This window comes from Guptibacillus hwajinpoensis (assembly GCF_020524165.1).
Lineage (GTDB): Bacteria > Bacillota > Bacilli > Bacillales > Guptibacillaceae > Guptibacillus > Guptibacillus hwajinpoensis_D.
The window spans coordinates 51,274-64,340 of the sequence record NZ_JAIVKU010000003.1; the positions used below are offsets into that span (position 1 = coordinate 51,274).

The following is a 13,067-nucleotide window of genomic DNA, read 5'->3' on the forward strand; positions in this document are numbered from 1 at the left end:
TTCTTTCGAATCATTACGAAGTATAATGAAAGAAGTGTTTTTATGTCGTATTCTTGTTAAGAGGGAAAGGATTCATTATGAAGATTTTATATCTGTCTCAACATTTCCCGCCCGAAATAGGCGCTGCTCAGGCACGTGCTTATGATATGTCAATGAATTTGGTAGAAGAGGGCTGTGATGTTACGGTAGTTACAGCTTTTCCGAATCATGTTTCTTCCAAAAAACTATTTCAAACCAGCAAGCATCTAGGATTAAATGTCATACGTTCTTATGTTGTACAAGACACGAAGAAGAGTACGCTAAGAAGGATGTTAAATTATGTTTCGTTTATGACAACCTCGATCATAGCCGGGTTATTTGCTAAAAAGCCTGACGTTGTTTTTGCTACAACTCCACAGCTTTTCGTTGGATTATCTGGTTACGTATTAAGTAAGCTGAAACGTGCCAAATTCGTCATTGAAGTTCGGGATTTATGGGTGGATTTTGCTGAAGTTTTAAATCAAATAAATAATAAAAAGTTACTCACAATGGCTCGGAAATTAGAGTGGTTTCTTTTTAAACAGGCTGATCACATCGTTGTTGTGACTCATGGGTATAAAAGATACCTCGTTGAAAAAGGAATATCAGAAAGTAAAATTGACGTTATCACAAATGGCGTAAATCCTAGTGAAATGGGATTATTAGTACCTGAAGAAGGAATGAAAATTCGTTCGGAATACGGCCTGGAAGATCAGTTTCTTATTTTATATGCAGGCAACATGGGCATTGCACAAGGGCTTCAAACTGTGTTAGAAGCTGCTTATAAGTTGAAAGGTGTCTCTTCTATTACTTTTGTGCTTATAGGAGAAGGTGCTGAAAAAGACAGGCTACAAAAGTACAAAAAAGAACAAGATCTTCATAACGTTATGATCCTAGATAGTCGAGCAAAGCAGGAGTTGAATGGCTTTTATGCGGCGGCTGACTTATGCCTTGTTATTTTGAAAAATCATCCTCTTTTTGATATTACAATTCCATCTAAATTGTTTGATTGTCTTGCTATGAACAAACCGATTTTGTTAGGAATTGGAGGAGAATCAAAAGAAATTGTTAAAAGTTTAAACGCAGGTCTCTTTTTTGAACCAGAAAATGCGGAGTCGCTTGCGAATGTTGTGTTAGAGGCTACTTCTAATCCTGACATTATGGAGCAATTAGAAAAAGATGTTCGAAGCAAAATGTTATTAAAATATAATCGACAAGAATTATCTAGAAACTTAGCGCGGTTATTAGAATCTACTCAGGATCGCGTAAAAGGTTGGTCACAATGAAAAAAGTGTGTGTTATCACGTCTATTCATTCTCCTTATGACGGACGTATTTATCATAAACAATGTAAAAGTTTAAAAAGAGCGGGATACAACGTCGTATTAATTGCGCCTAAGCCAGAAGTGGCTGAATCGGAAGACATCCCGCTTATTCCTTTTAAACGCCCTTCAGGAGTGAAAGAACGACTTCGATCTATTTTACATCTTTATAAGCTTGCTAAAAAGACCAAAGCTGATATTTACCATTTTCATGATCCTGAATTAATGCTTGTTGGGGTGATGATTGAGTTCTTTCTTAAGAAACCGGTGATTTATGATGTACACGAGCATTATCCAAATACGATAATGGGTAGAGAGTATATCCCTTCATTAGTAAAAGTACCGATGAAGCTTGGCTATATCTTGATAGAAAAATTAGCTCTTATGAAAATTAGTGGCGTGATTTATACAACTGAAGAAATTGGATTAAGGTATCGTCATTATAATGGATGCAAAATTGAAAATTATCCATTAAAGGAAATGTTTCCAGAGCCATCAAAAGAAAAAGATGAGAACCAAATCATTTATTTAGGTGGTATTACAAAAATAAGAGGCGTTCTTCAGCTCATCGAAGGATTTGCTAAGGCGGTAGAAAAAACACCTGCGGCCAAGTTGCTTTTTCTTGGTAGTTTTGAATCAGATCATTTTAAAGAAGAAGTTCATCAGCTGATTGATCGGTTAGAATTAAATCAGAATGTAACCTTTATAAGTAGGGTACCCTACGAACAAATATCAGCTTATGTGAACCGTTCAGCTATTGGAATCTTACCTTATTTACCCTACCCAAACCACCTTGTTGCTCTCCCAAACAAATTGTTTGAGTATATGGCTGCAAGCAATGCCATTATCTCTTCAAACTTCCCACACTATGCAAAGGTGATTAAAGATAGTGAGGGGGGACTTGTCGTTAACCCGGAGGACCCTGAGGAAATCTCAGCTAAAATCCATCAGCTTTTAAGTCACCCTGTACAGACTAAAGAACTTGGCCAAAATGCTAGACGTGCATTCGAACATAAATATAACTGGACTTGTGAAGAAAAAAAACTGCTTAAATTTTACCGCACTTTGTTAAACGTGTAGCGGTGAAAAGAGAGAAGCTTGAAAGAAGCGGGGAAACAGAATGAAAAAACAATCAAGAATTAGAAGAAGGCGAAAGAAAAGCTTATTTCGCAGACTTTTAACTTTTGTCCTGTTAATTGTCCTGGTCTTAATTGGCTATGGTGCTTATCTTGCCTATAATGCTTATGATGCAGCCTCTGGTTCCTATCAAGGCCTTTCTAGAGGCGAAAAATCGGAGCTACGCGACGCAGAAGTAGCCGTTACAAAAGATCCGATTACAATCCTACTAATGGGAATAGAAGATTATTCAACTGGCGGTGAAAATGGTCGAACAGATACGCTCATGGTAGCGACGGTTGACCCTGATACGAAGAAGGTCAACTTACTCAGCATTCCAAGGGATTCACGTGTTGAAATTGTGGGGAAAGGCATTGATGATAAAATTACCCATGCGCATGCCTACGGCGGTACGGAAATGACCATTAATACTGTTGAGAATTTCTTAAATATACCAATTGATTATTATGTGAAGGTAAACTTTGAAGGATTTAAAGATGTTATTGATGAAATTGGTGGCATTACCGTTGATGTTCCATTTGATTTTGTTGCTCATACAGACGTACCAGGGGGGAGAGCGACCTTTACTGAAGGTCCAATGACCCTAGATGGAACTGAAGCGCTAGCCTACGCGCGGATGCGTAAGGATGACCCAAGGGGAGATTTTGGGCGAAGCGACCGTCAGAAACAGGTGATAAAAGCAGCGATGGATGAAGTTTCGACTGCCTCTGGTTTGCTTAAGCTTGATGACATTGCTCAACACATTGGCAATAACATTGAAACAAATCTAAAGCCAACTGAGTTATTTGCTCTTCAAAAAGCTTATTCTGATGTCAGTTCATCAGATATCGAAAGCCTAACGATTGATGGAACTGATGAACGAATTAATGACGTCTATTACTTTAAACCAGATGAAGAAAGCGTGGCTGCCCTAAGCCAGAAATTAAATGACATTCTAAATTCATCGAAATAATGAAGATCAAAAAAGCATCCGCTATTAGGCGGATGCTTTTTAACGTCTCATTGTACTTGTAAATACCAACAGTTTCTTTAACGTATTAATGAGGGGCTTTCGCTGATTGCCAATTAGCCCAATTAATTCGGCAGTAAACTGAATGACAAGGAGAACTAATAAAAGTAAGAAAAGGGAACCCCACAAAGTCGATGCTGAGAATAAAATTGCTGTAATGCCAAAGAAAAAGCTGAGAAGGTAAATAATAATAACGGTTGATTGATGTGAGAATCCTATAGCGAGTAAACAATGGTGGATATGAAACTTATCAGGCGTTGAGATCTTTTGCTTTCTCAAAACACGTCTTACGATTGCAAAGAACGTATCAAAAATGGGAACTGCTAAAATAATGACGGGTATAATCAAACTAAAGACGGTTACACTTTTAAACAATCCAAGCATTGAGATGACTGAAATGGCGAACCCAAGAAAGAGTGCTCCAGTATCTCCCATGAATATGCTTGCTGGATGAAAATTATAAAATAGGAAGCCGAGTGTACTACCAATTAAGATTACCGCAAGTGCAATGACAACAAGCTGTTGGTCTAGGATGGCCATTGTTAAGATTGAACCTAAAGCAATGGTCGAAACTCCAGCAGCAAGCCCATCAAGTCCGTCAATCAAGTTAATGGAATTGGTAACGCCGACGATCCACAAAACGGTGATAAAGAAGCTAAGAAACCCAAATTCAATTCGTCCAACAAAAGGCAGTGATATGAATTCTACTTGTAGTCCAGATGACGCGACAATAATCGCAGCTATAATTTGTCCAACTAACTTTACTTTAGGCGATACTGCAAAACGATCATCAAACACGCCTAAAACGATAATGAGAGTTCCAGCAACGACAATTTCGGTCATATAAGGTGAGTAAGGACTTAAATATAGGAATCCTGCAACGGTTCCAGCAAAAATGGCAAGTCCGCCGGCAGACGGCATTAGTCCTTTATGAACTTTACGTTGATTTGGTTTATCAGCTATTTTAAATTTCAATGATAAGAATTTCACGACGGGTGTAGCAAGGACAGCCACACTTATAGATATCAAAAAAGCGATCAAATACTCTGTTAACGAATACAATAAAATCCCCCTCTAACTGAGGAATAGTAATTCATTCCTTTCATATCATATCAAAATAGGTGTGTATTGCAAGAGGTTTCTTATCATGCTTTTACAGAAGTTATCCTATTGCTTTTATCTTTCCCGAATAAGGGACTTTCATGTTGAATGATAGGAGGATCTATAATTACCAATACCCTTTTGGATTAATAAGTAACCATTTTACACATCATACTCTTTATACACTTGTTCTCCAACTGTTATATTGGCTTGACCATTTACAATATTGGTCATCCAATCAATAAAATTTTCTTCTGTATTGCTGTCAACAAGAGTTCGAACTTGGACATTCTCCAAATACTCAATCTCATCTAATAAGTAATTCGAAGAACGGATTTCGTTTTCGACTTTACCTAGTAAGGAATAATCAATTTGAGTGGTTATTTTAGTCATCAATTTACGCTCGACAATTCCAGTTGCATTCAGTCCCTCTGAAACAGATTGCCCATAGGCACGAATTAAACCGCCTGCACCTAGTTTAATGCCACCAAAGTAACGGGTAACGACTACTGTTGTATCTTTTAGATTTCGTTTTTTTAGAACTTCAAGCATTGGAACGCCGGCCGTGCCCGATGGTTCTCCATCGTCGTTCGCTTTTTGAATCAAGTTCTGCTCTCCTATTAAGTAAGCGGAGCAATTGTGTGTGGCACTAGCGTGTCTTTTTTTGATGGCTTGAATAAATTCTTGAGCTTCCTCTTCTGTTGGGGTTCGTTTGACGTGAGCAATAAATCGGGATTTTTGTAAGACGATTTCGTTTTCTCCTTCGTTTTTAACGGTATAATATGAAGTAAGCATGCGGATAACCTCCAGATATTCTTTCAACATTCTAATGAATGAAAGGGATTTGTTTCTGATCATCGAATAGTACATAATGGAACACTCGTATTTAAGTTAGGAAATAATGAAGGACGTTAACGTCCTTCTTATTATAAGTTTCTTAAATTAATCCATCAAATATAGATCCTCAAGTCATAAACAGACGGTCACATACGAATTTTGTAAAAGAAGTACTTTTGGACTATCTTTTCTTAACGTCCGTCCCTTGAAGGAATGGAGGGGTAAGCTTGGATTTTCAAAAGCTTGATCCAAATTCATTAGATGTCATTCTCGACAGAACAATGGAGAGTATTAATAGTAGTAAATCGAAATTGTTCGAAATTGGAGAGCTTTCTCATGACGAGTGTCAAAAGGTCAATAATCACCTTCAATTATTAAAAGAAGAACTCAACAACGTTCATCGTCTCCGGCAGGAAAGATTGCAAATGGATCGTGTAGCCCGTGCCGAACTTGTAAAGATTAGTAAAAACTTTCAGGACTATAAAGAACCAGAAATTCGTAATGCCTATGAGAAGGCGTCAGACGCTCAAATTAAGCTTTCTGTTAGCATGGAAAAGGAAACACGGTTAAAAGATCAGATTTCGGATCTTGAACAACGGATTTCTTCTCTACAAAACACTTCGGATAAAGCGGAATCATTTATGAGCCAAATTTCAACCGTTCTTAGTTATCTTAATGGTGAATTAAGGCAGTACGGTGAAGTCATTGAGGACGCTAGGCGAAAGCAAGAATATGGACTTAAAATTATTGAAGCGCAAGAGGAAGAAAGAAAGCGACTATCTAGAGAAATTCATGATGGGCCTGCCCAGGTACTCGCCAATGTTTTATTACGATCACAGTTAATTGAAAGAATCTACGAGAAAAAAGGAAAAGATGAAGCATTTAAAGAGATTAAGGATATGAGATCTTTAATTGAAGATGCCTTAAAAGAGGTAAGGCGTCTCATATATGATCTTCGTCCGATGGCGCTTGATGATCTTGGTTTAGTGCCTACATTGTTAAAGTATTTAAATAAAGTGGATGATCGATCAGAGGCAACGATTTTCTTTGATTATTATGAAGGGATTCAGAGGCTTCACGTTCGTCTTGAGGCAGCCATCTTTCGACTTGTTCAAGAAGCCGTACAAAATGCCCTCAAGCATGCTGAAGCAACCGAAATAAGTGTTGACCTGAAACTTGATGGTGATAAGATTGTGGTAACCATTCAAGATAATGGAATCGGTTTTGATGTGAACGTACGTAAAGACCAATCATTTGGTTTAATTGGAATGAAAGAACGTGTCGGATTATTAAATGGGTCGATTCAGGTTCAATCAAAGCCCAACAAGGGTACATATATACTGATAAGAATCCCGATACATGAACAGGAGGGCGTGTAAGAGATGTATGCAGCAAAGACCAAAACTAAAATTATTATTATAGATGACCATCGCTTGTTCCGCGAAGGTGTTAAGCGTATTTTGGATATGGAAGATGACTTTGAAGTCATTGCAGAAGGTGATGACGGAGACGAGGCACTTCGTCTTGTTGAAGAAAACAAGCCCGATGTTGTTTTAATGGATATTAATATGCCGCATGTAAATGGTGTGGAAGCGACAAGACAATTGATTGAACAAGTTCCTGAAACAAAGGTGATCATTCTTTCCATTCATGATGACGAAACGTACGTGACGCATGCTGTAAAGACCGGAGCAGCTGGTTATTTATTGAAAGAAATGGATGCCAACTCTCTTGTTGAAGCCGTTAAGGTTGTTGCGTCTGGAGGAGCGTACATTCATCCGAAGGTAACGCATAATTTAGTGAATGAATATCGTCGCCTTGCGACAGAAGGCAAAAGACCATCTACTCAAATTGGGTATAAAGAAGTGGAGTATCGAAAACCGCTTCATATCCTAACACGACGCGAATGTGAAGTGCTCCAACTCCTCACAGATGGAAAAAGCAATCGCTCGATCGGGGAAGATCTTTATATTAGTGAGAAAACAGTAAAAAACCACGTGTCGAATATTTTGCAAAAAATGAACGTAAATGACCGAACACAAGCCGTTGTGGAAGCAATTAAAAAAGGCTGGGTAAAGGTGCGCTGAGGCGCGCCTTTTTTCTTTGGGGGGAGTTTTCCGTTGCTGGAAGGGAAATAGTAAATCAAAAAAGGATCTCCAAGTTGGAGATCCTTTTTCTTGATCATTATGCGCGTTTTGCTCCAAGGTAACGTGGTGCCCAGTAAGAGTTATCCATGTCACTAATTGTTACTCCGTAAGAAGAAGAAGAGTGAATGAACTGACCGTTACCGATGTAAATACCTGCGTGAGATGGGCCAGATTTGTAAGTTTCAAAGAAAACAAGATCTCCAACAGAAGGAGATGAAACTTTATCTGTTGCGTCCCAGATGCTAGCTACAGTACGTGGGATTGAAATGCCAGCTTTATTATACACGTATTGTAAAAAGCCACTGCAGTCGAATCCTGATGGAGACGTTCCTGCCCAAACATATGGTACACCCATGTATTGCTTCGCGATTGATACAACAGAAGAGTTAGATGTTGATGCACTCTTTACTTGTGAAGACGAAGATGATGTAACAGAAGAACCATTAAGAGCTGCAAATGTATTTGAGCCAGCAATTCCATCTACGCTAAGACCATTAGCACTTTGGAAATTGCGAACAGCTTGTTGTGTAATGGATCCGTAGATACCATCTACTGAATAGTTGTAGTAGCCTTTTGATTTAAGTTGGCTTTGTAGGCTTGTTACACTTGATCCGCGGTCACCATAACGAAGTGTTCCGCTATATGTATTAGAAGAACTACTTGATTTAGAAGCTGTTGCTCCTTTTAATGCGCTTACTGTTTGTGGTCCAACAACGCCATCAACGCTAATTCCTGCGCTACGTTGGAAGTCACGAACGCCATCTTCAGTAATGTTTCCGAAATATCCAGTTGCTGTATGGTAGTCAAAATAACCTTTATCGTCAAGTACGTTTTGTAGTTCAGTTACGTCAGAGTTGCTCATGCCATTGTATAGGGTACGGTCGCCTAATGCTGCTTCACTTACATTTGGTGCTAGTAAAAGAGTACCTGCGAGTGTAGTAGTGATCACGACTTTCTTAAACATAATGTAATTCCCCCTGATTTATAAGTTTAAACCTTTTATTTTCTCTATCACGATTGCTAGTTTACATGATTGAGATAACAGGATGATGAACATAACATTACAATCATGTAACAGAATACCTGTCTAATTTACTAAAACATTCATTTTACGACATTTTCATTAAAAAATATGGGGGATAATGGTTGACAAATTATGTGAAAAATACTATAAGCTTTTATTGGCACAATGGGAAAAATACTCTATCATAAACATGTGAGGGTAACTTGAATGATGTACTTAATAGATTGAAAAGAGGCGTTTAGATGAAAACAGTTGCTATTGTAACAGATAGTACCGCGTATATACCAAAATCAATGTTAAACGAGTATGAAGTAACAATGATTCCACTTAGCGTGATCTTTGGTAACGAATCTTATTTAGAAGAAAAAGAAATCCAGGCTGACGATTTTTTTGAAAAAGTGAAAAAGGAAGATGTTTTACCAAAAACATCTCAGCCCTCCATCGGAAGTTTTGTTGAAACGTATGAAAAATTAGCCCGTACGCACGATGAAATCATTACGATTACATTATCCAGTGGAATTAGCGGAACTTATCAGTCTGCCTATTCTGCAGGTGATATGATTGAAGGCGCAGATGTTTTTGTTTTTGATTCTGAGATCAGCTGTATGATGCAAGGTTTTTACGTGTTGGAAGCGGCGCGCATGGCACAGGACGGCTTTAGAAGCAAAGAAATCTTAGATCGACTTCAAAAGATTAAGAACCAGGGGACGAACGCTTATTTTCTTGTAGACGATCTTAGTCATTTGCATCGTGGTGGACGGTTAAATGCGGCACAGCTTGTGGTAGGAAACCTTCTCCAAATAAAGCCCGTACTGACTTTTGAAGACAAACGTATCGTACCTTATGAAAAAATTAGAACGCGAAAAAAAGCGCTCAACAAAATCATGACGCTTTTTGATGATGCCGCAAGCGGTGGCGATATTATAAAAGCAACGCTTATTTATTCAACAAACAAGGAAGAAGCAGTAAATCTTAAAGCAGAGCTAGAAGAAAAATATGCGAATGTCAGCATCATATTGAGTTACTTCGGTCCTGTCATTGCAACTCACCTTGGAGAAGGTGCGCTTGGTCTTGGCTGGTACCGTGTATGATACTAAAAATGAAAAAGGAAGCAAATCAATGAGATTTGCTTCCGATATGTTAAATCATCATCCGATGATCGTACCTGAAACACTTTATTGGTCCTCTCCCCTCCCACAGTTTTATCCGATTGGTCACTTCTCTTCTATACCTCCCTTACCAATAAATAAGCAATTCAAACCGAATCGCTCACTGATTGATTTTCTATCAGGGCGACATTTATTACGAGATGAACTTCCTTTTCCCCTATATGAGCTTCATACCCACTATGTAAATGGTTATCTTCAGATAGAGCCAGGTATTCAAACAATTAACGGAAAAGTAACGTGTATGAGATGTGGAAGCCATCGGTCATTACCCACCTTTTCTTGTGCTCGTTGCCAAAGTCCGAACTGTCAATATTGTCGCAATTGTATCATCATGGGGAAGGTTACCTTTTGTTCACCGCTATACTCTTCAAACTACAAGCAAAAAAGAGAGGAAACCATTACGTTACAATGGCACGGTAAGCTTTCGGAAGGTCAAAAAGAAGCCTCAAATGCTGTGATCAGGGCTATTCAAACAAATCAGTCAGTACTGATTTGGGCAGTTTGTGGCAGTGGGAAAACGGAAGTGCTTTTTCATGGCTTAGCGCATGCCCTCTCTGAACATAAATCTGTGTGCATTGCTACTCCACGAACCGACGTTGTTCTAGAGTTAGTGCCACGCTTAGAAAACGTTTTCCCCGGTCTTACGATTTCACCACTTTATGGAGGACATTCTGTACCTTCTTCTTCTTTTGTTATTTCAACTACTCACCAGCTCATTCGTTATAAGGAATATTTTGACGTCATGGTGATTGATGAGGTGGATGCTTTTCCATACAATATCGACTCTTCTCTCCAACACCATGTGGAAAAAGCACGTAAACGAAGCAGCTCACTCATCTATTTAACAGCAACACCCTCTGAAGTATTTCTAAAACAAGAAAACCTTAAAGTGGTGCGCATTCCTTCTAGGTATCACGGTTCTCCTTTACCAGTTCCTACTTTTAAATGGGTGGGAAACTGGAGAAAGAAAATTGACAGAGGAAAGCTCCCGCAAATTTTGATAGATTGGATAACAAGACAACTAGGTGCCGAGAAACCAATCTTGTTCTTTCTTCCATCTATTAAAATGACTGAAAAAGTAAAAAGCGTATTTGACTCTCACCAGCTTTCTTGTGAATTCGTTCATTCAGAAGATGAGGATCGTGCTGAAAAGGTCCTTCAGTTTCGAAGAAAAGAAATACCGATCTTACTTTCTTCTACTATACTTGAACGAGGCATTACAATTGAAAATGTCGCAGTTGCAGTATTGGGAGCGGAGGATGACGTTTTCACAGAAAGTGCGCTTGTGCAAATTGCAGGCAGAGCAGGAAGAAGTGCTTCTTTTCCTGAAGGGGACGTATCATTATTTCATTACGGGAAAACAAATGCCATGATAGCGGCAGGTCGGCACATTCGAAAAATGAATCAGGAAGCGAAGGCGAAAGGATGGCTGAAATAGCGCTATGTTTATGGTGTGGAGAAGATCTGAGTCTTCAGGTTTCATGGCAGCTTTTGTTTGGAATGAAAACCACTCATCCTTGTTGTGAAACGTGTCAAAAGCAACTCCTTCCCATATTAGGAGATGTTTGTCTAAAATGTGGGCGCTCCCTCCAACAAATTGATGAGAGATTTGTGCATGGGAAACATTGTAACGATTGTGTGAGATGGGAAGAAAGAGGGTGGAAGGATGTCCTTATACAAAATAAATCCTTGTACGTTTACAATGATTTTTTGAAAAAGATTCTTGCTCTCTATAAATATAGAGGTGATGTTGAAGTAGGAAGGGTGTTCTCAAATTTCATTCATAAGGAGATAATAAGGTCTTACTCATTTATAGATCAGGTCATTCCTATGCCGGCAAGTCAGGAAAGAATGTATGAAAGAGGATTTAATCAGTGTGAGGTTTGGATTGAGGACACGAAATATGCGGAAGTTCCTCCATTAAAGAGAATGAGAAATGAAGATAAGCAGAGTAAACGGTCGAGAGAGAGAAGAATAAATCGGAAAGAAGAGATGTTTCAACTCGTAGATGAGGCAAATGTAGCCGGGAAAAAGCTTCTTTTGCTGGATGATATTTATACGACGGGCACCACGATCCATCATGCTGCTCTCACCCTTAAACAGGGAGGAGCTTCAGAGGTCTACTCCCTTACATTATGTAGGGGATAAGCGCGTGTCGAAAAATTTATAAGAAAACGCCTTCATTCGAGTGGAATCAACAAAAAACCCCCTTTGACAGGGGTTGGAGGCACACGTATAGTTAATGTATGGCACTGCCATGAAGATTTTTGAAGGGAATGTTGAACAAGATGCAGGGAAAAGTAAAATGGTTTAACAATGAAAAAGGTTTTGGCTTTATCGAAAGAGAAGATGGCGACGATGTATTTGTACACTTCTCAGCAATCAATGGTGAAGGATTCAAGTCTCTAGAAGAAGGTCAAACAGTTGAATTCGAGATTGTTGAAGGTGCTCGTGGGCCACAGGCTGCTAACGTAGAAAAAGTATCTTAAATTAAAACAAATGTTTAAAGTCGCTATCGGATCCGGTAGCGACTTTTTTATTTTTCTCTTCTACTGAAGTGTAATGGCAGAGTAAGAAGGGATTAGTGAGAATCATTGTAAAAAAATGTCGGATTTTAAGATGTTTTGTGAAAAAAACGTAAAAATAAATGTGTTTTTTTAAAGTTTATAGAGGGGAATGAGAGGGGTATAACGAATACTATAGTTATAGCATGGAAGGAGGAGTGCCACATGATGAATTTCAACATCCGTGGTGAAAACATTAAAGTTACACCTGCAATGAGAGAATATACTGAGAAGAAGGTAAGTAAACTTGAAAGGTATTTCGATACTCCACCTAATTCTGATGTTCATGTCAATATGAAGGTCTATAATGACCAACAAATGATCGAAGTTACAATCCCAATGCCAAACCTTCTACTTCGAGCAGAAGAAGAGCATCAAGATATGTACGCAGCCATTGATTTGGTTGTTGAGAAACTTGAGCGTCAAATTCGCAAGCATAAAACAAAAGTAAATCGCAAATTCCGCCAGGAAGGTAGCGTAAAATATATGTTCCGCGATGAACTTAATCCAACAACGACTAGTGTCGCTGAAGCTGATATGGATGAAGATGACGATCTGCAAGTCGTGAAAACAAAGCGTTTTACGTTCAAACCAATGGACGTTGAGGAAGCCATTCTTCAAATGGACATGCTGGGACATAGCTTCTTCGTTTTCTCAAATGCGGTGACAGGAAGTACTGGCGTTGTTTACCGCCGTAAAGATGGAAAATACGGCCTGATTGAACAAGACTAACGAATAAA

The 13,067-nt window shown here is 38.8% G+C and carries 13 protein-coding genes; 10 read left to right on the forward strand and 3 right to left on the reverse strand.

What is annotated here, in order from left to right:
- The first annotated feature begins 77 nt into the window (after positions 1-77).
- The 3 genes from LC090_RS03515 to LC090_RS03525 are packed head-to-tail and all read left to right on the forward strand — an operon-like array spanning position 78 to position 3,428.
- Positions 78-1,304 (forward strand): glycosyltransferase family 4 protein, encoded by a 1,227-nt coding sequence (locus LC090_RS03515; protein WP_226655346.1) that lies wholly within the window; start codon positions 78-80, stop codon positions 1,302-1,304.
- Complete coding sequence (locus LC090_RS03520) at positions 1,301-2,419, forward strand: glycosyltransferase family 4 protein (protein ID WP_226655348.1); 1,119 nt, start codon at positions 1,301-1,303, stop codon at positions 2,417-2,419. The genes LC090_RS03515 and LC090_RS03520 overlap by 4 nt, the downstream gene beginning before the upstream one ends.
- A gap of 40 nt (positions 2,420-2,459) precedes the next feature.
- On the forward strand, positions 2,460-3,428 hold the full coding sequence (locus tag LC090_RS03525) for an LCP family protein (protein ID WP_226655350.1): 969 nt from the start codon (positions 2,460-2,462) through the stop codon (positions 3,426-3,428).
- 39 nt (positions 3,429-3,467) lie between these two features.
- Here the strand turns inward: LC090_RS03525 and LC090_RS03530 are convergent, their stop codons facing one another.
- On the reverse strand, positions 3,468-4,547 hold the full coding sequence (locus LC090_RS03530; RefSeq protein WP_226655352.1) for a glycosyltransferase family 4 protein: 1,080 nt from the start codon (positions 4,545-4,547) through the stop codon (positions 3,468-3,470).
- A gap of 201 nt (positions 4,548-4,748) precedes the next feature.
- Positions 4,749-5,381, reverse strand: coding sequence for a YigZ family protein (locus LC090_RS03535; RefSeq protein WP_226655356.1), 633 nt, complete (start codon positions 5,379-5,381; stop codon positions 4,749-4,751).
- 269 nt (positions 5,382-5,650) lie between these two features.
- On the opposite strand from LC090_RS03535, the gene LC090_RS03540 reads away from it, so the two are divergent.
- Positions 5,651-6,802 carry a sensor histidine kinase gene (locus LC090_RS03540; protein ID WP_226655358.1) on the forward strand — a complete coding sequence of 384 codons (1,152 nt, stop codon included), beginning with the start codon at positions 5,651-5,653 and terminating at the stop codon, positions 6,800-6,802.
- A 3-nt stretch (positions 6,803-6,805) separates the two neighbouring features.
- Positions 6,806-7,510: a response regulator gene (locus tag LC090_RS03545; protein WP_159785070.1), complete on the forward strand. Its 705-nt coding sequence runs from the start codon at positions 6,806-6,808 to the stop codon at positions 7,508-7,510.
- 97 nt (positions 7,511-7,607) lie between these two features.
- Here LC090_RS03545 and LC090_RS03550 read toward each other — a convergent pair whose 3' ends face one another.
- Positions 7,608-8,534, reverse strand: a complete 927-nt coding sequence (locus LC090_RS03550; protein ID WP_226655360.1) for a peptidoglycan-binding protein — start codon at positions 8,532-8,534, stop codon at positions 7,608-7,610.
- A gap of 302 nt (positions 8,535-8,836) precedes the next feature.
- On the opposite strand from LC090_RS03550, the gene LC090_RS03555 reads away from it, so the two are divergent.
- The 5 genes from LC090_RS03555 (at position 8,837) to hpf (ending at position 13,059) form a co-directional block, all read left to right on the forward strand.
- Entirely contained in the window at positions 8,837-9,685 is an 849-nt protein-coding gene (locus LC090_RS03555; RefSeq protein WP_226655362.1) for a DegV family protein, read from the forward strand.
- A 28-nt stretch (positions 9,686-9,713) separates the two neighbouring features.
- The gene (locus LC090_RS03560; RefSeq protein WP_226655365.1) at positions 9,714-11,201 is read left to right on the forward strand and encodes a DEAD/DEAH box helicase; all 1,488 of its coding nucleotides are present in this window, start codon (positions 9,714-9,716) and stop codon (positions 11,199-11,201) included.
- Positions 11,202-11,593: 392 nt separating this feature from the next.
- The gene (locus tag LC090_RS03565) at positions 11,594-11,911 is read left to right on the forward strand and encodes a ComF family protein (protein ID WP_226655367.1); all 318 of its coding nucleotides are present in this window, start codon (positions 11,594-11,596) and stop codon (positions 11,909-11,911) included.
- 140 nt (positions 11,912-12,051) lie between these two features.
- Entirely contained in the window at positions 12,052-12,252 is a 201-nt protein-coding gene (cspD, locus tag LC090_RS03570) for a cold-shock protein CspD (protein ID WP_224596848.1), read from the forward strand.
- Between the two features lie 243 nt (positions 12,253-12,495).
- Positions 12,496-13,059 carry a ribosome hibernation-promoting factor, HPF/YfiA family gene (gene hpf / locus LC090_RS03575; RefSeq protein WP_159785058.1) on the forward strand — a complete coding sequence of 188 codons (564 nt, stop codon included), beginning with the start codon at positions 12,496-12,498 and terminating at the stop codon, positions 13,057-13,059.
- The last annotated feature ends 8 nt before the right edge of the window (positions 13,060-13,067 follow it).

Excerpts from the sequence above, each read along its gene's own strand:
- hpf (WP_159785058.1), top strand. The coding sequence starts at position 12,496 with ATGAATTTCAACATCCGTGGTGAAAACATTAAAGTTACACCTGCAATG.
- LC090_RS03535 (WP_226655356.1), bottom strand. The coding sequence starts at position 5,381 with ATGCTTACTTCATATTATACCGTTAAAAACGAAGGAGAAAACGAAATC.
- LC090_RS03545 (WP_159785070.1), top strand. The coding sequence starts at position 6,806 with ATGTATGCAGCAAAGACCAAAACTAAAATTATTATTATAGATGACCAT.
- LC090_RS03565 (WP_226655367.1), top strand. The coding sequence starts at position 11,594 with ATGCCGGCAAGTCAGGAAAGAATGTATGAAAGAGGATTTAATCAGTGT.
- LC090_RS03550 (WP_226655360.1), bottom strand. The coding sequence starts at position 8,534 with ATGTTTAAGAAAGTCGTGATCACTACTACACTCGCAGGTACTCTTTTA.
- LC090_RS03555 (WP_226655362.1), top strand. The coding sequence starts at position 8,837 with ATGAAAACAGTTGCTATTGTAACAGATAGTACCGCGTATATACCAAAA.
- LC090_RS03515 (WP_226655346.1), top strand. The coding sequence starts at position 78 with ATGAAGATTTTATATCTGTCTCAACATTTCCCGCCCGAAATAGGCGCT.
- cspD (WP_224596848.1), top strand. The coding sequence starts at position 12,052 with ATGCAGGGAAAAGTAAAATGGTTTAACAATGAAAAAGGTTTTGGCTTT.
- LC090_RS03560 (WP_226655365.1), top strand. The coding sequence starts at position 9,714 with ATGAGATTTGCTTCCGATATGTTAAATCATCATCCGATGATCGTACCT.
- LC090_RS03520 (WP_226655348.1), top strand. The coding sequence starts at position 1,301 with ATGAAAAAAGTGTGTGTTATCACGTCTATTCATTCTCCTTATGACGGA.
- LC090_RS03525 (WP_226655350.1), top strand. The coding sequence starts at position 2,460 with ATGAAAAAACAATCAAGAATTAGAAGAAGGCGAAAGAAAAGCTTATTT.